This window comes from Erythrobacter donghaensis, from assembly GCF_002155425.1.
GTDB lineage: Bacteria > Pseudomonadota > Alphaproteobacteria > Sphingomonadales > Sphingomonadaceae > Erythrobacter > Erythrobacter donghaensis.
In genome coordinates this window covers 66,584-87,723 of the sequence record NZ_MUYG01000008.1, presented here as the reverse complement: position 1 = coordinate 87,723, position 21,140 = coordinate 66,584, and the positions used below count along the sequence as shown (strand labels likewise).

Genomic DNA, 21,140 nt, shown 5'->3' with positions numbered 1-21,140 from the left:
CAACCAACATCGGGTAGGGCGGACGCCGCGGTTGCTTTGTTGCCAGCACTGGACGACACTCGGGCGGCATGCCTGTGACACAATCTCCCGCCTGGCGCTTTGCGGTCGACCGCGGCGGCACCTTTACCGATGTCGTCGCCACCACGCCTGACGGCCAGCTGGTGACGGCCAAGCTGCTGTCCGAAAATCCGGGCCACTATGCCGACGCCGCGAGCGAGGCGGTGCGGCGGCTTATGGCGCAATATGGCGATGGGCCGGTCGCCGAGCTCAGGATCGGCACCACGGTCGCCACCAATGCCCTGCTGGAGCGCAAGGGCGAGCGGCTGGCGCTGGCGATCACGCGCGGCTTTGCCGATGCCCTGCGGATCGGCACACAGGCGCGGCCCGACATCTTCGCGCGCCATATCGTGCTCCCCGAGCAACTGCCCGCGCGAGTGGTCGAGATCGAAGAGCGCGTCGCAGCGGACGGCACGGTACTGCGCGCGCTCGACGAGGCTGCGGCCCGCGCAGCCTTCGAGGGGCTTCGCGCCGAGGGCTTCGATGCGCTCGCCATCGTGCTGATGCACGGCTGGCAGTATCGCGCGCACGAGGCGCGGCTGGCGGAGATCGCGCGCGAAACAGGCTTTGCGCAGGTCAGCGTCAGCCACGAGGTCGCGCCGCTGATCCGCCTGATCCCGCGCGGGGATACAACCGTGGTCGATGCCTATCTTTCCCCCGTACTGCGGCGCTACACCGATCAGCTGGCGGCGAGCCTGCCGGCGACGGGGGCGCTCAGGTTCATGCAATCGAATGGCGGGCTGGCGGAGGTCGGCGCGTTTCGGGGGAAGGATGCGATCCTCTCGGGCCCGGCCGGCGGGGTGGTGGGGATGGTGGCAGCGTGCGAACCGCTCGGTCACAACCGCCTGATCGGCTTCGACATGGGCGGCACCAGCACCGATGTCGCGCATTATGCGGGTGCGGTCGAGCTGACCGGCGACAGCGTGGTGGCAGGTGTCCGGGTCGCCGCACCGATGATGCAGATCCACACCGTGGCGGCGGGCGGAGGCTCGATCTGCCGCTTCGACGGTGCGCGTTTTCGTGTCGGGCCGGAGAGCGCCGGTGCCGACCCCGGCCCCGCCTGCTACCGCAAGGGCGGGCCGCTGACGGTCACCGACTGCAACCTGTTCCTCGGGCGGATCGACCCCGCCTTCTTCCCTGCCGTGTTCGGCCCGGACGGCGATGAACCGCTCGACCCCGAAGCGGCCCGCGCACGGCTGGAGGAGGTCGCCGCCGCACTCCCCGAGCCGCGCAGCCTCGAAGCTATCGCTGAAGGCTTCCTCGCCATCGCCATCGACAACATGGCGGCGGCGATCCGCAAGATCTCGGTCGCGCGCGGGCATGACGTGACGACCTATGCGCTCGCCTGCTTCGGCGGAGCGGGCGGCCAGCATGCGTGCCGCGTCGCCGATGCGCTGGGGATGGAGACCGTGCTGGTGCATCCGCTCGCCGGGATGCTTTCGGCCTATGGCATCGGTCTCGCCCCGGTGAAAGCGATCCGCGAGGTCAGCCTGATGCGGCCACTGGGCGAAAGTTTCGCGAAGGAACTCGCCGCGCTGGAAGAACAGGCGCGGAGCGATCTGCTGGATCAGGGCATCGCCGCCGAGGCGATCCGCACCGAGCTTCGCGCACGCCTCCGTTTTGCAGGGAGCGACAGCCTGCTGGCGATCCCCTGCGACGAGGCGGCGGCGATGGATGCAGCCTTCCGCCGACTCCACCGCGAACGCTTCGGCTATTCCGATGCGGAAGGCACGATCATCGTCGAGGCGCTGAGTGTCGAGGCGCGGGGCCGGTCGGGCGGGCTGGCAGGGGCTGCGGGCCTTCCCGCAACCACGGCTGAGGTCGCGGCGATGCTGCCCGGCGACTGGCCGGTGGTGGCGCGCACCGCGCTGAAGCCGGGCGAGACGGTGGCCGGGCCCGCGCTGATCATCGACCCCGGCTCGACCACCGTGGTCGAGGAAGGCTGGCAGGCGCGGCTGGCGGACGAGAGTAGCCTCGTCCTCACCCGCACCGCGCCGCTCGCCCGCGAACGGGCGGCGGGCACGGCGGTCGACCCGGTACGGCTCGAGATTTTCAACAACCTCTTCATGGCCATCGCCGAGGAAATGGGCGTGGTGCTGCAATCCACCGCGACCTCGGTGAACATCAAGGAGCGGCTCGATTTCTCCTGCGCGCTGTTCGACGCGAGCGGAGCGCTGATCGCCAATGCGCCGCATATTCCGGTGCATCTGGGCAGCATGGGGGACTCCATCGCGCGGGTGATTGAGGCCAGAGGCGCGGCGCGGGATGGCAGGGGCTTCCGCAGGGGCGACGCCTATGTCCTCAACGATCCCTATCGCGGCGGCACACACCTGCCCGACATCACGGTGATCGTGCCGGTGTTCTATGGCGATGCGGGCGAGGAGCCTGACGCCTTCGTCGCCGCGCGGGGGCATCATGCCGATATCGGCGGGATCGCCCCCGGCTCCATGCCCCCCGAAAGCCGCACCATCGCCGACGAGGGCGTGCTGATCGACAATCTGCTGATGGTCGACAAGGGCCGGTTCTGCGAGGCGGCCATCCGCGCTGCGCTGGCGACAGCGCAGTTCCCCGCCCGCAATCCCGACCGCAACCTTTCCGATCTGCGCGCGCAGCTCGCCGCCTGCACGCGCGGTGCGGAGTTACTCGCAGGCGCAGCGCGCGAGCATGGAGCAGAGGTGCTCGCCGCCTATATGAACCACGTCCTCGCCAATGCCGAGGAAAGCGTGCGCCGCTTGCTCAGCGGGCTGGAGGATGGCGCTTTCGCCTATCCGATGGACAATGGCGCGCAGGTGCAGGTGGCGATCCGCATCGACCGGCAGGACCGCTCGGCGGTGTTCAACTTCACCGGCACAAGCGATCAGCTGCCCGACAATTTCAACGCCCCGCGCTCGATCACCCGCGCCGCCGCGCTCTATGTGCTGCGCACGCTGATCGACGACGCGATCCCGATGAACGACGGCTGCCTGCGGCCGGTGACGCTGATCGTGCCCGAAGGCTCGATGCTGAACCCGCGCCCCGGCGCGGCGGTGGTGGCGGGCAATGTCGAAACCAGTCAGGTCGTCACAGACGCACTTTTCGCCGCCACCGGCAGGCTCGCGCCGTCGCAGGGAACGATGAACAACTTCACTTTCGGCAACGAAGCGCACCAATATTACGAGACGATCTGCGGCGGCTCCGGCGCGGGGCCGGACCATGACGGAACAAGCGCAGTGCAGACCCATATGACCAACAGCCGGTTGACCGATCCCGAAATCCTCGAAACCCGCCTGCCGGTGCGGCTGGACGAATTCGCCATCCGCCGCGGATCGGGCGGGGCAGGGCGGCATTGCGGCGGCGATGGCGTGGTGCGGCGCGTGACCTTCCTCGAAGCCATGCGCGCCAACATGCTCGCCAATCGCCGCAAGGTGCCCCCGCGCGGGCTCGCGGGCGGGGGCGATCCGGCGCCGGGGCGGAACTGGATCGAACGCGCCGGCGGCACGCGCGAGGACTTGGGCGCGACCGGATCGGCGGCAATGCAGCCGGGCGACACCTTCGTGATCCTGACGCCCGGCGGCGGGGGCTTTGGGGAAACACAGGAATGAACTACTGGCCGCTGGCGGGGATCGCCATCGTCGTTCTGGGCTTTGCGCTGCGCTTCAACCCGCTGCTGGTGGTGGTCAGCGCCGCGCTGGCGACGGGCGTGCTGGCGGGGTTTGACCTCGTCGCGGTGATCGAGGCGCTGGGCAAGGCCTTCAACGACAACCGCTATATCTCGGTGACGTGGATCATCCTGCCGGTGATTGGGTTGCTCGAACGCTACGGTCTGCAGCAGCGCGCCCGCGCGGTGATCGAAGGGATGCGCGGGGCGACCATGGGCAAGCTGCTGGTCGCCTATCTCGCCTTCCGCCAGCTGGCCTCGGCCTTGGGAATGAAGGACATCGGCGGGCATCCGCAAGCCGTCCGCCCGCTGGTCGCTCCCATGGCCGAGGCCGCCGCGGTCAAGACCCACGGCGACCTGTCCGAGGACGCGCGGGACGAAGTCAAGGCGATGGCTGCCGCGACCGACAATGTCGGCCTGTTCTTCGGCGAGGACATCTTCTTCGCCATCGCCTCGATCCTGCTGATCCAGGGCGTGTTCGAGGCGGCGGGCTATCCGCTTACGCCGCTGGAACTCTCGGTCTGGGCGATCCCGACCGCGATCTGCGCCTTCGTGATCCACGCCGGCCGCATTCTCGCCTTCGACCGGCGGCTGGGGAGGGCGGGCAAATGATCACTTACGAGTGGCTCTATGTGCTCGCCGGAGCGGGTTTTGCGGTCTGGGCGGCACTGTCGGCGAAGGATAGGCGCTGGGGCAATGCCGCCTTCTGGGGGCTGCTGGCGGCAAGCTTTCTGCTCGGCAGCCACCTTTCCGACCTTGCCAATGGCGGGCTGGTGCTGGCGATGGTCGCGATTGCCGGGCTGGGCGGGCTCAAGCGCAGCGATCCGCCCACGACATCGCCCGCGCAGCGGCAGGCCTTTGCAGCGCAGCTCGGCAACCGATTGTTCCTGCCTGCGCTGGTCGTGCCGTTGACGGCGGTCGCGGGCACGTTGCTCTACAATTACACGCCCTTCGGCGAGACGGGACTGTTCGAGGCGCGGCGCGAGACGCTGATCCTGTTCGGCGTGGGCGTCGTCGCGGCGCTCGCCGGGGCGATGGTGTGGCTGCGTCCGCCGCTGATGGCTCCGGCCGAGGAAGGGCGGCGGCTGCTCGATTCGATCGGCTGGGCGGCGATCCTGCCGCAGATGCTGGCAGCGCTGGGCGCGGTCTTCGCCTTGGCGGGAGTGGGCGAGATCATCGGCGGCGTGGCGCAGGGCATCATTTCTGAAGGCAGTGTGTTCCTGACCGTCGTCGTTTTCGCCCTCGGCATGGCGATGTTCACCATGATCATGGGCAATGCCTTCGCCGCCTTCCCGGTGATGGCGGCGGCGATCGGTATCCCGCTGCTGATCGGGGAATATGGCGGCAACCCGGCAGTGATCGGCGCGGTCGGGATGCTGGCAGGTTTCTGCGGCACGCTGCTCACTCCGATGGCGGCGAATTTCAACATCGTCCCCGCCGCGCTGCTCGAATTGAAGGACGAGAACGGCGTGATCCGCCAGCAGATCGGCACCGCCGTGCCGCTGTGGGCGTGCAATGTCGTGATCATCTATGTGGGGGGCTTCTGGCTGTGGAACTGACCGAGGACACCGCCCGCCGCTTTGCCGCGATTGCGCTGGGCCATGTGGCGCGGCCTTTTCCCTACAAGGACGACCATGTCTTCACCGGGCCGGAGGATCTGCGCCTGCCGCAAGCCGCGCATCCGGTGTTCTTCGGCAGTTTCGACTGGCATTCCTGCGTCCACGGCTGGTGGACGCTGCTGACGCTGCGGCGGCTCTATCCCGACATGCCTGAGGCTGCGCAGATCGAGGCCTTGGCCGACACGACCTTCACGCCCGAGAAGCTGGCGACGGAACTGGCCTATCTGGAACGCCCCTCGGCACGCGGGTTCGAGCGACCCTATGGCTGGGGCTGGCTGATGTATCTGCATCACGAAGCCGCGCGGCACGGAGACAAGGCGTGGGGCGAAAGGCTCGAACCGCTGGCGCGCGCCTTTGCCAAGCGGCTACACGATTATCTGAACATCCTCACCTATCCGATCACCGTCGGCACGCATTTCAACACCGCCTTTGCGCTGGTGCTGGCGCGGCGCTGGGCGATTGAGCGTGACCCCGAACTCGTCACCCTGATCGACGACTGGGCCACCCGCGCCTTCGCCCACCGGCGCGACTATGCCGGTTGGGAGCCGGGCGGCGACGAATTCCTCTCCCCCGTCCTCACTGCTGCGCTGCTGATGAGCGAGGTCCTGCCCCACCTCGCCTTCGCGCCGTGGTTCGAGCGGTTGGTCGAGGCCAACGGCTGGCTGGAGCGCGAATGCCGCTCCGTCACCGTCTCCGACCGCTCGGACGGCAAGATCGCGCACCTCGACGGGCTGAACCTCAGCCGCGCCTGGTGCCTCAAGGACATCGCCCGCGCGCTCGGCCGCACCGCGCCGGACGACCTCCTGCAACGCCGCGCCGCAGACCACCTCGCCGCCGCGCTCCCCCATGTCGCGGGCGATTACATGGGCGAACACTGGCTGGCGAGCTTCGCGCTGCTGGCGCTGCTTCCCCGCGCCGCGACGTAAGCGCCTTACGGGGGCGGCAAGTTGACCGCGCCAGTGCGTCTGTTAGCCTTGCGCGCAATAAATCCTCATCAAGAGGGCATTCCGGGGAGAGAACCTTGCGCCAATTGCAGGGGATGGATGCGTCCTTCGTGGCGCTGGAAACGCGCAATTCGCCGATGCACATCGGCTCGATCCTCGTCTACAATCCTGAGACCGCGCCCGGCAGCTTCGTGCGCTTCAAGGACATCCTGCAATTTATCGGCGAGCGCGCGCAGCTGAGCCGCACCATGCGCCAGCGGCTGGTGCGGGTGCCGTTCGATCTCGATTACCCTTATTGGGTCGAGGATCCGGACTTCGATCTCGAATATCACGTGCGCCATATCGCCCTGCCCAAGCCCGGCGACTGGCGGCAGCTCTGCATTCAGGCCGCGCGCATCTTCGCCCGCCCGCTGGATCTCGATCGCCCGCCGTGGGAGTTCACCGTGGTCGAGGGGCTGGACAATGTCCCCGGCGTAACCCCCGGCAGCTTCGCGATGGTGACCAAGGTTCACCACGCCGCGATTGACGGGATGAGCGGGATCGACCTGATGGAGGCGCTCCACACCCTGCGCCCCGGCGATCCGCCTCCGAGCACCCCCGATACGTGGAAGCCCGAGCGCATCCCCAATCCCATCGAACTGCTCGGCAAGAGCTATTTCAACGCGGTGACAAATCCGCTCAAGCAACTGGAAGTCGCCGCCAAGGCCGCGCCCGGACTGGCGAAGGCAATCAAAGGCCTAGTGGTCAAGGACTTCACCGTCAGCCCCGATCTCATCGCGCCCAAGTCGCGCTTCAACCGGGCGATCAGCCCGCACCGCGTGGTCGAGGGGAAGAGCTTCAAGCTCGCCGAGATCAAGGCGATCCGCGCGCTGGCGGAAGGCGCGAAGGTGAATGACGTGTTCCTCGCCATCATCGGCGGAGCGCTGCGCCGCTATCTCCTCTCCAAGGACGACCTGCCGAAGAAGACGCTCACCGCCATGGCCCCGATCTCGGTCCGCGCGGGCACGGAAAAGGGCGACATGGGCAATCAGGTCGCAGCCATGATCGCGCCGCTCGGCACGCATATCGAAGACCCGGCCGGGCGGCTCGCGTTCGTTTATTCGCAGACCGCCAATTCCAAGGCCATGTCCGACGCCATCGGCGCGCGCAACATGACTGAAATGAGCAAGGTTTCCCCGGCGCTGTTCATGGCCTTGGGCGCGCAGCTCTACACCCGCCTGGGCCTCGCCAATCGCGGCGCGGCCCCGCCGTTCACCACCATCGTCACCAACGTGCCCGGCCCGCCGGTGCCGATCCACTTTGCAGGCGCCCGGCTGGAGAGCATGATGGGGCTGCTGTGCCTCACCGACGGGCTCGGCCTCGGCCATGTGGTGCAATCCTATTGCGACGAGGCGACCATCGCCTTCACCGCCGACCGCGAATTGCTCCCCGATCCCGATGTCTACGTCGGTTGCATCACCGACAGTTTCGCCGAGCTGCTGGCCGCAGCCACCGCTGCTGCCGCTCCTGAAGCCAAGCCCGAACCTGCCAAGCGGCGCAAACGCGCCACCGGCAAAGCCCAGCCTGCATGACCGGCCGCAAGACCATAACAACAAAGGACAAAAGCATGGCCACTGCCGCCGCGACTGACACGATCTTCGAAACGCCGCCGCGCCCGCCGAACCGGATCTGGACGCTCGCCGAAGGGCGTGCCATGTTCGAGCTGGGCGCGTTTTTCATGAGCCGACCTCTGCTCGCGCATCTGCCCAAGGGCGATGGACACGCGGTGAAGGTGCTGCCGGGCTTCATGGCCAGCAACAGCTCCACCGTGCCGATGCGGCGGCTGCTGGCGCGGCTGGGCTACGACGCGCATGGCTGGGACAGCGGGCGCAATATCCGGGTCGACAATGCGCTGATCGCCCGGCTCGAAGCGCAGCTCATGCGGCTGAACGACGATAGCGGGCGCAAGGTTTCGCTGGTCGGCTGGAGCCTCGGCGGGGTGCTGGCGCGCGAGCTGGCCAAGCTTCACCCCGACCGGGTGCGGCTGGTGATCAGTCTCGGCAGCCCGATTTCGGACGACCGCAATCACACCAATGCCTCGCGCCTGTTCGAACTGCTCAACGGCAAGGAGCCCGAGCCAATGCGCGGCGGGCGCTTCCGGCGGCTGGATCAGGCGCCGCCTGTGCCGACCACCTCGATCCTCACCAAGACCGACGGCATCGTCCACTGGCGCGGATCGGTGCAGAAGCCGGGCGCGACGCCGACCGAAAACATCGAGGTCTATGCCAGCCATTGCGGGCTTGGGGTCAACCCCAGCGTCATGCTTGCGATTGCCGATCGCCTCGCGCAGCCCGAGGGCCACTGGGAGCCCTTCGCGCCGCCCGCCGCGACGCGGTGGATGTTCCCCAAGACTGCGCTCGACTAGGCCGTCACGAGGATCAAGGCTTGCGCTGACACGCCCCGTACACAGGCCCGCTTGCGCGATCCGGCAAAGCGCGACATTCACTCCGTGACAGCCATTCACGGAGCCTTTCGATGAAGCCATTGTTCCTCGGTGCCGCCAGCCTGCTTGCCCTTGCCGCACTGCCAGCGACCGCCGAGGAGGGGTTCTACCAGCACCCTGCGGCCAGCGGCGATGTGCTGGTCTTCGCCAGCGAAGGCGATCTGTGGCGCAGCGCTCGCAGCGGTGGGAGCGCGATCCGGCTCACCAATCACGAGGGCGAGGAGAGCGAGCCGCACATCTCGCCCGATGGCACCATGATCGCCTTCACCGCCAGCTACGACAGCGACCGCGATGTCTATGTCATGCCGGTCGCCGGCGGCAGGCCGCAGCGGGTGACCTTCGAGGGCGGCTTTGTGCGCACGATCGGCTGGACGCCCGATGGCCGGGTGATTTTCTCGTCCTCTATCACCGGCGGCGGGCAGGGGGAGGTGCTCCACACGGTCGATCCGGCAGGCGGCGCGGCGCAGCCCGTGCCGTTGTGGCGCGCCAATGATGCGACCTATGGCGCGGACGGGCGGACGCTGTTCGTCACCCGGCGCGGGCTCTATGCCCGGGCGCGTGACAATGCCGTGCTTTATCGCGGCGGGGGGATGGAGCAGCTGTGGCGCTGGGATGGCGGTTCCGAGGCCGAGGCGGTGCAATTGCTCGCCGATTTCGGTGCGCCGATCCGGATGCCGATGGCGCATGGCGGGCGCATCTGGTTCGTCTCCGACAAGAGCGGCAAGGACGCGGTCTGGTCGGTCGCCGAGGATGGCAGCGACGTGCGCCGGATGTCGGGCGAACTCCCTTTCCCGGTGCTGCAGACCTATCAGGATGCGGGCGAGATTTTCCTCCAGAACGGCGCGGATCTCCACGTGTTCAGCGCCAGTACCGGCGAGTTGCGCAAGATCGGCATCGACCTCGTCACCGACCGCGAACAGACCCGCGTGCGCGCACTGGAAGACCCGCTGCGCTGGTTCGAGAGTGCGCGGATCGCGCCGTCGGGCGAAGGCGTGGCGGTGACCGCGCGCGGGCGCACCACGCTCGCCGCGCCGGGCCAGATCCGGCGCGTGGAACTGCCCGTGCCGCTCGCCGCCCGCGCGCGGCAGGCGGTGCCGACGCCCGATGGCAAGCGGGTGATGATGATCCTCGATTCCGGCGATCGCGGCGACATCGTCGCCATGCCCGCCGATGGCACCGGCACGCCGGTTCCGATCACCAAGGGCTATGATGCGCACATCTGGTCCTTCGCCATCGCCCCCGACGGCAAGACGATCGTGGTCTGGGACAAGGAAGCGCGGCTGCAGAAGGTCGATGTCGCCACCGGCCGCGTGACGCTGCTGGCGCGCAACGCCACGGGGAGCGACGATGCCTTCTTCGACCTCGCTTTCGCGCCCGATTCCAGCCACATCGCCTATGCCGAAGCGGGAACGACCAATGGCGGCAACACCGCCGACATCATCATCCAGAACCTTGTAACCGGGCAGCGGGTGCAGGCGACCTCCGGCAAGTACAACAGCTATGCCCCGGCCTTCGCGCATGACGGGGCCTGGCTCTATTTCCTCTCCGACCGCAATTTCACCCCCTCGCCCGGTGCGCCGTGGGGGGATCGCAACATGGGCCCCGCCTTCCGCGAACGCGGCGAGGCCTATGCGCTCCAGCTCGATCCCAAGGCCGCGTTCCGGATGCGCGAGGACAACGAGCTGACCCGCACCGCCGAGCCCGACGCCGAAACCGAAGCGAGCGAGACCGCCGCCCCGGACGAGACCCCGCAAAAGGCCGGCAAGGGCAAGGACAAGGGCGCCAAGGCCGATAAAGCCAAAGCCAACATCGTGCTCGATGGCGTGGCCGAGCGGCTCTACAAGCTTCCGGTCAAGCCGGGGGTCGAGGGCTTCCTGCTGGCGACCGAAAAGTTCCTCTACACCCGGCGCGACGAAAATCTGGTCTCGATCGCAATCGACAAGAAGGACCCGCGCGAGGAGGTCTTCGCCCCCGGTGCGCGGGGCATGGAGCTGTCCGCCGACCGCGAGACGGCGCTGATCCTCGGCGGGCCCAATGACAAGCCGCAGCTGTGGCTGGTTCCGGCAGCGGCCAAGCAGCCCGACAAGCCGGGGCCGCATCAGGTGCGGCTGGGCGACTGGCGGCTGACCATCGATCCGCGCGCCGAATGGCGGCAGATGTTCGTGGACGCGTGGCGGCTGCATCGCGATTTCCTCTACGATCCGGCGCTGCGCGGGGTCGACTGGAACGCGGTGCGGGCCGCGCGCGAGCCGTTCCTCGACCGGATCGGCAGCCGCGCCGAGCTGGATGTGGTGCTGGGCGAGATGGCCTCGCAAATCGGGATCCTGCACAGTCAGGTGCGCGGGGGCGAGGTGCCGGGCGACCGCGAGAACCCGGCGATGGCCTTCCTCGGTGCGAAGGTCACACCGGTCGAAGGCGGGCTCAGGATTGACACGATTTTGCGCGCCGAGGCCGATCTGGTCGACCTGCGCCCGCCGCTGCGCCGCCCCGGCGTCGACGTGCGCGAGGGCGACGTGATCCGGATGATCGATGGCCGTGCGGTCGCCACCCATGCCGACCTCCAGACCGCGCTCGCCGCCAAGGCTGGGCAGCAGGTGCGGCTCGATCTGACGCGTGCGGGGCGCAGGCTCAGTGCGATTGTCGAGCCGATGACGCTGGATGGCAATTACATCGCGCATTACCGCGACTGGGTCGAGGCCAAGCGGGCCGCGACCGCGCAGCTTTCCGGCGGGCAGATCGGCTATCTGCACTTGCGCGCGATGGGGCCGAACGATCTTGCCAGCTTCGCCCGCGACTACTTCCCGCTGCTCGAAAAGCCGGGGCTGATCATTGATGTGCGCGGCAACAGCGGCGGCAATATCGACAGCTTCATCGTCGCCATGCTGTTGCGCCGCGCCTGGGCCTTCTGGGCCGAGCCCGATGGCAGCGGAATTGCCACCACCAACATGCAGAACGCCTATCGCGGCCATGTCGCGGTGCTGATCGACGAGCGCACCTATTCCGATGGCGAGACCTTTGCCGCGGCGGTCAAGGCGCTGGGCATCGCCCCGCTGGTGGGTACGCGCACGGCGGGAGCGGGGATCTGGCTATCGGACCGCAACAGCCTCGCCGATCGCGGCATGGTGCGTGCGGCGGAGAACGCGCAATATGCGATCGACGGCCGCTGGATCGTCGAGGGGCGCGGAGTATCGCCCGACCGCGAGGTGGAAAACTTGCCGCACGCGACCTTCGAGGGCAGCGATGCGCAGCTTGAAGCCGCGGTTGGTCTCCTCAAGGAAACCATCGCGCGCGAGCCGGTGCCCGCGCTGGTGCCGCAGCCGCTCCCGCCGCTCGGCACGCCGGGAGGCGATGTCAGGCCGCCGCGTTCCTGAGGCGGCGCTCGCCCCACCATAGAGCTGCGGTCAGCGCCAGCCAGCCGAGCAGCCACGGCCACGCCGGCCCGCGCCGCTCGGGCGGGGTGCGGGCGGAGGGGGCATCTTGCCGCGCCGCCCAGAGGGCGGTGGCCGCGCCCGTCTCGGCCGCGCGGATCGTCTGCAAGGCCCCTTCGACGAGCACGAGAAAGTCGAACCGAGCCTCCGCCTCATCGCCGGGCTGGAGGATCGTGTAGACCCCTGCGACCTTGGGCCAGAACGCCGCGCAGCCCGCCGCTCCTGCCGCCGGATCGATGGCAAGCGCGGTTTCGGCGCCGTCGGGAGCGGTGATCCGAGCGCCCTCGGCCAGCCCGCAGATCGCCATGCGCTCGCCCGTCTGCACCAGCGGTGCCAGCGTCGGGCGGAATTGCCGGTCGGGCCGGGCCACGGCGCTGAGGGCCCTGCTCCACCATTGCGCATAGCGATCGCTCTGCCCGCTCAGCACCAGCGCGAAGCTTTCGGGCATCGTCCACAGCAACACCCGACCCTGTCCGCGCTGCTGCCAGCCGGCCACCAAAGCGCCCTCGGCATCGGTGACGGCCGGCACGAGTTGCGACCCGGCGCTGACGGCCCAGCGTCCAAGTTCGGGGACGGGGTCTTCGAGCGTGTTGAGACCGGCGGGCGCATCCCCGCTCCCAGGCCCCCGCAGCGCGGCGAGCGCATCGGCGTCTGCGGCGAGAGGGGGAAGTGCGATCGGCGCGGCCTCGGTGCCGCCCTCCACGGCCAGCCCGAGCGAGCGCCACTGGCCGCGACTGGCCGCCGAGGCCGGGCCGGTCATCCGCACCACCACGCCGAGCCCGCCCGCAACCGCCTGCGCCAGCGCCGCGCGCCCGCCGCCGCCGAGGCCGGCGAGCGCGGTATCGTCGATGATCACCACATCGGTCTTGCGCAGCGAGGCGGCATCGAGCCGTACGCCGCCGCCTCCGCCCAGATCGACACCTGCCCCCGCATTGAGTCTGGAGCCAAGGTCGAACCCCGCATCCTCGGCCCAGCGGCGCAGATACTTCGCCTCGGGCGAGGGGGCACCGATCAGCGCCACGCGCAAGGGCTCAGGCGCGGCGAGGGTGCGCAGCGGAACGGGGGTGTCCGAAACCAGCGCCTTGTCGGTTGCGCGCAGCCTGAGCGTGAAGGTCGCGAGGCCCGGTGCGCGGGCGGCGGCACCGAGCGTGAAGGCGCCGTCTGCGCCGATCACGCGGCTATCGACCACGCGGCCCGCCGGATCGAGCAGCTCCGCCGTCCCGCCCTCCAAGCCCTGCGCCGCGCCGCCCAGCGCGAACACCCCTCCCGCCGGAGTGTCGGCAGGCGGATCGAGCCGGACGAGACCGCGCGGTAGGGGCAGCGGGTCAAAGCGGGTGGGCAGTCCGGCATCGGCGTCACGATCACGCGCAGGCAGGCCGCGTCCCACAATCCGCAAACGCTGCACCTGTCCATGACGGCGCAGCGCGGTTGCGAGATCGGGCACGCGCTCTGCCCCGGCGAGGGCGGGGGCTTCGAGCAGGGCGACCAGCCGCTCTCCGGGCGCGGCACGGGTGCCGGGAGGGCTCTCGGCGGTCGCCACCACCAGCGTCTCGCCCCCCACCGGGAGCAGCGGCGGGAACAGCGTGAGCCAGAGCAGCGCCCCGCTGGCCAGCGAAAGTGCCGCGAGCGCGCCGCCCGCCCACCCGCGCCGCAGCAGCAGGAGCCGCACCGCTGCTGCCAGCGCACCTGCGCCGATCAGCAGCGCAGCTAGGGTTTGCGCATCGGGCATCAACGCAGGCCCTCGGTGTAGCGGCGGCCCAGCGTGCCACCGTCAGGGCGGCGGTGGACGGTCGTCGGCGGGCGGGTGAGCACCGTCCACAGCGCGCCGCGCAGCTTTTCGCGCAGGGCCCGCGATTGCGGTGCTGCGCGCAGCCGATCAATCGCGGCGAGCACGCTCAGCGGATCGCGGATGCGCCCAGTGTTGGCGCGCACCCACTGGTCGAGCCCGGCAAGGTCGATCGCCCCCGGCTGCGCCAGCGCGCGCCATGCGGTCGCGGGCACGGCATCGTCGATGGCAAAGGGCGTCAGCTGTGCGCCCTTGCCAACGATCCCTGCGCGCTTGCCGGTCAGCCGCCGCGTCATGTCGATCGGCGGTTGCTGCGATCCGATGCGCGGCAGGTAGATCCGGCTCGCCTGCTGCACCTGCTTGATATAGTCGAGGGCTGTGTTCTCGAACGGCAGCGCCGCTTCCGGCTTGCCGGTGCGAAGGCTCACCTCCGCCTGCCACATTGCATCGAGCGCCTTCTTCAGGAGCTCCCGCGTATCGGGATCGAGCAGGGTCGCCGCCTCGCTCTCGTCGTGGACGTGGCCATATTCGGCAGTGACATCGCCGAGCGATCCGAAAATCGGGCTTTCGGGTGCCGCGCCGTGATCGTGGCCGTCGCCATCGTAGTGCTCGGGCTCGGCGGGCTCGTCCTTGTCGGCGGTGGGGAGCGGCGGGCGCGGTGCCTCTTCCGCCTCCATCCCGACGAACTGGCCGTAGCGCAGCCGCAACAGCCGCTGATCGACCCCGATGGTGTCCGAGCGCACCATGAATTCATCGGCGGAGAGGCTACCGCGCTGCCTGATCAGCGCCTCGGTGTCGATGATCACCTGCCGCTGGCTGCGGAAATAGGCGGGCATCTGCTGCTTGGCCATGAGGTCGAGCCCCTCGGCCTGCGGTGGCTGCGGGGCGGGGTAACGCAGGATCAAGCCGGGGCCGCGCACCATCTGGGGGCTGGGGGAGCGCGTGTCGGCGATGGTCAGCTGGGCGACCAGATCGCTCCCCGGCTCGAGCCCGAAGGCTGCCAGCGGCAGGTCGATCACGAAGCGTCGCCGCCGCGGATCGCCCGTCCCGCGCACGGTCTGGCTGCGCTCGGCAAAGCGCACGTTCTCGCCCTGGCCGATCGCGGTGGTTAGTGTCAGCCGGGCGAGCGGATCGACCGCGTAATCGTCGCTCGCCTCGAAGACGATACGCCAGCTGCGCTGACCGGGGGTCATGGTGACGAGGCCCGAGGCAGGCTCGACTACGCGCACCTGCGGCGGCTCGTCGGGGATGGGTTCGAGCCGGTGGGCGGGCAGTTCGCCTTCCATTCCCGCCGCAGTGACCCGGTAGAGCGCGGGCACATCGAGCCGCAGCGCGCCGCTCCACCCGTCGTCGCCTTGCGACAGCGGGATACGCTGGCCGCCGACCAGTTGCAGCGCGGCGGAGGCGGGGGCGGGGTCGAAGCCGAACGTCCATTCGATGCGCGATCCCGCCGGCGCGCGGATGTCGAGGCTGTCGGAAAAACTGGGCGCGAGGCCGGTATAGGCCGGGGGCACGATCCGCACGCGCTGTCCGACGAGGCGCGGCGCGGCGGGGGGCGTGGCGGTTGCCTCGGCGGTTGGGGCGAGCGGGGGCGGGGCGGACTGCTGCGTCTGCCACCAAGCAATGGCCGCTAGCGCCGCCGCGCCAAGCGCCCAGGCGAGCGCGATGCGCCGCTGCGACCAGCTATCGGCCAGCCGCTCTGGGTCGAGCGTGGCGAGTCGCGCGGCGATGCGGTCGGCCTGCATCTGCTGAAACGGTGTCAACGCGTCGGCGGCAAAGACCAGCGCGGCGCTGTCTTCGAGTCCCGCCTCGCGCGCATTGAGACTGCGCACCAGCCATGTCCGGTCGAGCCTTGCGGCGACGCTCTTGGCGCTCCATGCGAGCGCGAGTGCGGCCAGCGCAAACAGGCCCAGCGCGAGCGCGAATCCTTCCAGCGCCCAGCCCAGCGCGCCCAGCACCAGCGCCAGCGGGCTCCAGATCGCGACATGATCCGCGACTGCGCGGCGGCGGGCCGGGCGGAGCCATTCGGCAGCGGCGACCGGGCGGCTCATGTGGCGAACCGCTTGCGACGGGTGGCGAGGAACCGTTCGACGCAGAACAGGAGCGCGATCAGCACCGCCAGCCAGGCGGAGAGCTCACGCGGCGGCAGGGGATAGGGCGCGGCGCCTGCCGTGGGCGCGTAGGCGGCTGCGTCGACGCGCGCGGGGGGCGGGGCGGGGGGCGAGACGAGATCGCGCAAGCTCTCGGCGAAGGTCGGGGCGAGCAGGTCGGGCATGGCCGCGGGCACCAGCGGACGGGTGAAGCGCAGCACCCGGCCTGCGCCCAGCGGCCCGCCCTCCACCAGCGGCTGCCCGGCCTCGTCCGCCCACAGGGTTTGCGTGGTCGCCGGCATGGCAATGGCGGCGGTGTCGCCGAGCAGCGCGGTGCCGCCGTCGTCGATCCAGTCGGTGACCGCCTGCGGAACCGGGCCGGGGGTGAGCCAGACCAGCACCTGATCGGCTGGCGGCAGCGCATCGCCGGTTGCCGCCTCGAACCGCGGCGCTGTGCTCCACGCCTGCGCAGCGGCGCGGAAGTAGCGCAGCGGCGCTGTCTGTCCCTCGGCATGGCGCACCGCCAGCGCCGGAGCTGGTGGAGGAGCGGCTTCGACCGGGAGGGCGGGACTGTCGACGATCCGCCAGGTCACCTCGCGCGTCAGGCGCAGCTGCCCGGCATCGACCCCGCCCAGCACCGGCGGCACGAGGATTGTCAGCGGTGTGCCTTCCGGCAGCTCGGCATCGAACTGGCGGATGAGGCTCGATACCGGCGTATCGGGGACCGGCGTGCCGTCTGCCACATCGGGGAAGTCCGGCGCGATCCAGCGCAACTCTGCATCTTCGCCGGCAGCGGCGCGCGCAGCGGCGGGATCGACGCCGGGGGCGACCAGCACCTGCGGCGTGTCGTCATGCCATCCCAGCACCGCAGGCCGCGCCAGCAGCAGCGCGAGGCAAGCCACCAGCAGCAGCCGCAGCGCGAGCAGCAGCCACTCGTCGAACCGCAAGCGGCTGCGCGGGCGCGGGCGTGGGTCGAGCCAGCGCAGTGCGGCGAACTCCACCGGCACCTCCTCGGTCCGGCGGCGCAGGTGGATCAGCAGCGGTACCAACAGCGCAGCGAGCGCGGCAAGGCCGAGCGGGGCGAGCAGCAGCGGGGTCATGTTTGCGGGGTCACGGGGGCGGCGCTCCACGGCCGAAAAAGACGTGGAGTGGCCGGTCGATGCTCTCGTCGAGCACCAGCGCGGTGTGGCGGATGCCGGCCTTGTCGAGCCGCTCGGCCAGCGCGGCGCGCGCGGCGGCGAAGCGGGCGAGGAAATCCTCGCGCAGGGCCTTGCCGTCACCGATCAGCGCCTCGCCGGTCTCCGGTTCGAGGAAGCGGTAGCCGCCATCGAAGGGGAAATCACGCTCCTCGACGGTCAGCAATTGCACCGCCAGCACCTCGCGCCCGGCCTTGGCGAGCCGCTCGATCAGCGCGATCCCGCCTTCGTCGAAACAGTCGGAGAGGAACAGCACAAGGTCGTTCGCGCCGATCCGCTCCCACAGCGGCGCGAGGGCGTGCGCGTCGGGAAAACCGCCCGCGCCTTCGAGCCGCGAAAGCTCGATCTGCATCCGTTCGAACTGCGCACGACCTCGGTGCGGATCGGCAACGACCAGCCCATGATCACGCAACGCGATCCAGCCGAAGCGGTCGCCCTGCATCAAGGCAAGTTGCGCCGTGCACAGCGCGAGCAGCCCGGCAGCGTCGATGCGCTGCCAATCGGGCCGCGCGCGGTCGGCCTGCGCCATCGAGGCGCTCGCATCGGTCAGGATCCAGACCGAGACCGGGCTTTCCTGCTCCGCCTCGCGCACGAAGAACTTGTCCGACCGGGCGAACAGCTTCCAGTCGATCCGGCGCGGCTCGTCACCCGGCTCGTAAGCGCGGTATTGTGCGAATTCGAGGCCCGCGCCCTTGTTGCGGCTGGCGTGCATCCCGAACCCGCGTGAGCCCATGTCGCGGCGGGTCGTCAGCCGCAGCCGCTTCAGCCGGCTGCGGATTTCCGGCGGGATGGTGAGCGGCGCGCGCGCCATCAATCAGGCCGCGGGCGGGGGCAGGTGCGCGAGCAGGGCGGCGACCACGTCGTCGGTGCTCTTGCCCTCGGCCTCGGCGGCGAAGCTGAGCAGCAGTCGGTGGCGCAGCACCGGCGCGGCGAGGGCGGCGATATCCTCGCGCGTGGCGGCGAGCCGGCCGTGGAGCAGTGCGCGCGCCTTGGCGCACAGCACCAGCGCTTGCCCCGCACGCGGCCCTGCGCCCCAGCGCACATAGGTCGCGACATCGGCAGGGGCGTGCGCATCGCCGGGGCGCGTGGCGCGCACCAGCGTGGTGATCCATTCGAGCAGGTCGTCGGACAGATAGACCTCGCGCACCATCGCTTGCAGCGCCAGCACGTCCTCGGCTGCCATCACGCAGGGCACGGCATCCCCGGCCTTGCCGGTGGTGAGCGCAAGGATATCGCGCTCCTCCGCGGCGGTAGGATAGCCGACGCGCACCAGCAGCAGGAACCGGTCGAGCTGCGCTTCGGGCAGGGGGTAGGTGCCCGCCTGCTCCAGCGGGTTCTGCGTTGCCAGCACGAAGAAGGGGCGGGGCAGCTGGTAGGTCTGCCCGCCATAGCTGACGGTCTTTTCCTGCATCGCCTCGAGCAGCGCGGCCTGCGTCTTGGGCGGCGTGCGGTTGAGTTCATCGGCGAGCAAAAGGTTGGTGAAGACCGGCCCCTTCTGGAACCGGAACGAGCGATGGCCGGTGCCGTGATCCTCTTCCAGCAGCTCGGTGCCGAGAATGTCGCTCGGCATCAGGTCGGGGGTGAATTGCACCCGCCGGAAATCGAGCTTCAGCGCTTCGCCCAGTGTGCGCACCAGCAGCGTCTTGCCGAGGCCGGGCACACCTTCGAGCAGGCAATGCCCGCCCGCCAGGAGGCCGATCAGCAATTGTTCGACCACGTCCTTCTGCCCGACGATCGCGGTCGCGATCGCGTGCTTCAATTCGCCAAGCTTGCCCGTCTGCTGTTCGATCTGCGTCACTCCTTGCGAACCCTTCAATTGCTCAGCGCATACATGATGATGTTGACCCCGAAGCGGGTGTTGTCCTCGGCCAGAAAACGCTTGTTGCGCCAGTCGTAGTCCCACTCGCAGCCGTAATCCTTGTTGCTGTAGAGCAGGCCCAGCCGGCCATTGATGGTAATGCCCTTGAGGTAATCGTGAATGAGGTCATCGCCCCATCCGTTGAGTTCAAATGACGTCGCAGGCGGGCCGTCGAATGTGAAGAAGCTCGAATAGAGCGGGTGGGTGTTCGGCAGTTTCTTCAGCGCATCGCCGCCGAAGATGCGGCCCATCTGGCTTTCGAAGGACTTGGCGAACAGCCCGTCGATGTCGTGGTTGCAATCATCCACGAAGACAAAGCCGCCGTTCCTCACATAGCGTTCGAAATTGCGGCGTTCCGCGTCGGAGAATTCAACCGCCTTGTGCCCGGCGAGATAGCAGAAGGGCGCGGCGAGCATCCGGGGGTCGGCGAGGTCGACGACGTGCTCCTTGGGATCGACCCGCAGGGAGGTGTAATCGATCAGTGACGTGATGAGGTTGGCGGGCATCCGCTGGTCGACGTCCCAGTCGCCCGAATTGTACTTGAGCCGCGTGAACCAGAAGTCGTAGCCGCCCATGCCGGGCCCGCCCGCGCGCAGGGCGGCCAGCGGACCGGGAAGCGCCGCACCCGCGATCGCGCCGCCAAGCAGCTTCAGGAAACCGGCGCGGGTCATGCCGCTGTGGCTCATGTGACCCGCGCCCGTTCATGATGCACCGTCAGACAGCGTCCGACAGCGAGGTGAAGGTGAAGTCCCGCAGCTTCATCGCCGGAACCATCATGCTGCCATCCTCGACCCGGACCGAACGGCCCAGTTCCTCGATATTGTTGAGCATGATCACCGGGCTTTCGTTGAAGCGGAAGTTCTTGATCGGATATTTCAGCTGCCCGTTCTCGATGTAGAAGGTGCCGTCGCGTGTGAGGCCGGTGAGCAGCACGGCCTGCGGATCGACCATGCGGATGTACCAGGTGCGCGTCACCAGAATGCCGCGATCGGTGCCCGCGATCAGTTCGGAGGTCGACTTGGTGCCGCCTTCCATGATCGTGTTGCCCCAACCGGCAGTCTCGGGCTTGCCCTGCTTGTTCGCCCAGTAGCGCGAGTATTGCAGGTTGGCGACCTTGCCCGCGTCGATGATCATCGTCTTTTCGCGCGGCAAGCCGTCGTCGTCCCACGGCATGGCGGGCACGCCGGGGTGGGCGGGATCGGTGTAGATCATCACCCGCGGGTCCATGATCTGTTCGCCGAGCTTGTTGCCGCCGCCCTGCTTCGACAGGAAGCTGCGGCCCTCATCCGCCGAGCGTGCGCTGAAGAAATTCATCATGAAGCTGATGAGGCCCGAAGCCGCCGCCGGTTCGAGGATGACGGTGTACTTGCCCGGTTCCAGCGCCTGCGCTTCGACCGAGGCAGCGGCCTTGCGCATCGCGATCTGCACGTCGTCGCCGGCATTAAGCTCGCTCACGTCCTGCACGTTGCTCGCCACCCAGCCCGATCCGCGGCCGTCTTCGGTGCGCACGGTGCAGGTGTAGTCGGCGACGGTCGACTGCTGATAGCCGAAATTGCCGTTGGAATTGGCATGGGCGAAGAAGCTCGCGCCGTCTTCGAGGAAGCCCGCCGCAATCAGCCCGCGCTCACGGCAGGGCAGGATCGAGGCTTCGGCGATCTTGGCCCGCGCCTCGGCGGTCAGCGCGGCGGTGGCGGCGCTGTAGGTGTCGGTCGGGGTGTAGGTCTGCTTGGCGACCGCGGGCATGAATTCCGGGTTTTCCGGAGCCAGCCGCGCCAGATCCTCCGCCCGGCGCACCACGCGTTCAAGCGAGGCATCGTCGAACTGGTTGATCGAGGCCGTGCCCACCCGCTTGCCGAAGGCGACCTGCACGCCCAGCGATGTGCTGTCGACGATCCCCGAGGTGGAGATATCGTTGCGGGCAAAGCGGACATTGCCGCTGATCCCGCCACCGATCTGCGCGCTGATTTCGTCAGCGGTCGAAAAGGCGATCACCTTGTCGAGAATGGCCTTGGCCTGCGCTTCTGTCAGAATGCTCATGTCTGT

General features: G+C 69.0%; 14 protein-coding genes. 7 read left to right on the top strand and 7 right to left on the bottom strand.

The window, feature by feature from the left end; translation table 11 throughout:
- Positions 1–68: 68 nt before the first annotated feature.
- From BZF59_RS04915 to BZF59_RS04885, 7 genes are all read left to right on the top strand, one after another.
- Positions 69–3,638, top strand: coding sequence for a hydantoinase B/oxoprolinase family protein (locus BZF59_RS04915; protein ID WP_086607144.1), 3,570 nt, complete (start codon positions 69–71; stop codon positions 3,636–3,638).
- Positions 3,635–4,306, top strand: coding sequence for a DUF969 domain-containing protein (locus tag BZF59_RS04910; protein ID WP_086607143.1), 672 nt, complete (start codon positions 3,635–3,637; stop codon positions 4,304–4,306). Before BZF59_RS04915 ends, BZF59_RS04910 begins: the two co-directional genes overlap by 4 nt.
- Complete coding sequence (locus BZF59_RS04905; protein WP_086607142.1) at positions 4,303–5,253, top strand: DUF979 domain-containing protein; 951 nt, start codon at positions 4,303–4,305, stop codon at positions 5,251–5,253. The genes BZF59_RS04910 and BZF59_RS04905 overlap by 4 nt, the downstream gene beginning before the upstream one ends.
- On the top strand, positions 5,244–6,239 hold the full coding sequence (locus tag BZF59_RS04900; protein WP_086607141.1) for a DUF2891 domain-containing protein: 996 nt from the start codon (positions 5,244–5,246) through the stop codon (positions 6,237–6,239). The genes BZF59_RS04905 and BZF59_RS04900 overlap by 10 nt, the downstream gene beginning before the upstream one ends.
- 113 nt (positions 6,240–6,352) lie before the next feature.
- Complete coding sequence (locus BZF59_RS04895) at positions 6,353–7,828, top strand: WS/DGAT/MGAT family O-acyltransferase (protein ID WP_086607140.1); 1,476 nt, start codon at positions 6,353–6,355, stop codon at positions 7,826–7,828.
- A 35-nt stretch (positions 7,829–7,863) separates the two neighbouring features.
- On the top strand, positions 7,864–8,661 hold the full coding sequence (locus tag BZF59_RS04890; RefSeq protein WP_086607376.1) for a lipase family alpha/beta hydrolase: 798 nt from the start codon (positions 7,864–7,866) through the stop codon (positions 8,659–8,661).
- Between the two features lie 110 nt (positions 8,662–8,771).
- Positions 8,772–12,110, top strand: coding sequence for a S41 family peptidase (locus tag BZF59_RS04885; protein ID WP_086607139.1), 3,339 nt, complete (start codon positions 8,772–8,774; stop codon positions 12,108–12,110).
- On the opposite strand, the gene BZF59_RS04880 is transcribed toward BZF59_RS04885, so the two are convergent.
- From BZF59_RS04880 to BZF59_RS04850, 7 genes are read right to left on the bottom strand one after another with little or no spacing between them, the layout of a single operon-like run.
- A complete protein-coding gene (locus tag BZF59_RS04880; RefSeq protein WP_086607138.1) occupies positions 12,091–13,896 on the bottom strand; it encodes a hypothetical protein in 1,806 nt (601 codons plus the stop codon). The two genes, BZF59_RS04885 and BZF59_RS04880, sit on opposite strands and share 20 nt — an antisense overlap.
- Positions 13,896–16,004: a DUF4175 family protein gene (locus BZF59_RS04875; protein WP_086607137.1), complete on the bottom strand. Its 2,109-nt coding sequence runs from the start codon at positions 16,002–16,004 to the stop codon at positions 13,896–13,898. The genes BZF59_RS04880 and BZF59_RS04875 overlap by 1 nt, the downstream gene beginning before the upstream one ends.
- Entirely contained in the window at positions 16,001–17,143 is a 1,143-nt protein-coding gene (locus BZF59_RS04870; protein WP_086607136.1) for a BatA domain-containing protein, read from the bottom strand. Before BZF59_RS04870 ends, BZF59_RS04875 begins: the two co-directional genes overlap by 4 nt.
- 10 nt (positions 17,144–17,153) lie before the next feature.
- Positions 17,154–18,050: a DUF58 domain-containing protein gene (locus tag BZF59_RS04865; RefSeq protein WP_086607135.1), complete on the bottom strand. Its 897-nt coding sequence runs from the start codon at positions 18,048–18,050 to the stop codon at positions 17,154–17,156.
- Between the two features lie 3 nt (positions 18,051–18,053).
- A complete protein-coding gene (locus BZF59_RS04860) occupies positions 18,054–19,037 on the bottom strand; it encodes an AAA family ATPase (protein WP_211277351.1) in 984 nt (327 codons plus the stop codon).
- Between the two features lie 14 nt (positions 19,038–19,051).
- A complete protein-coding gene (locus BZF59_RS04855) occupies positions 19,052–19,783 on the bottom strand; it encodes a DUF4159 domain-containing protein (protein WP_245806030.1) in 732 nt (243 codons plus the stop codon).
- Positions 19,784–19,811: 28 nt separating this feature from the next.
- Positions 19,812–21,134, bottom strand: coding sequence for a TldD/PmbA family protein (locus BZF59_RS04850; protein WP_086607133.1), 1,323 nt, complete (start codon positions 21,132–21,134; stop codon positions 19,812–19,814).
- Between the last annotated feature and the right edge of the window lie 6 nt (positions 21,135–21,140).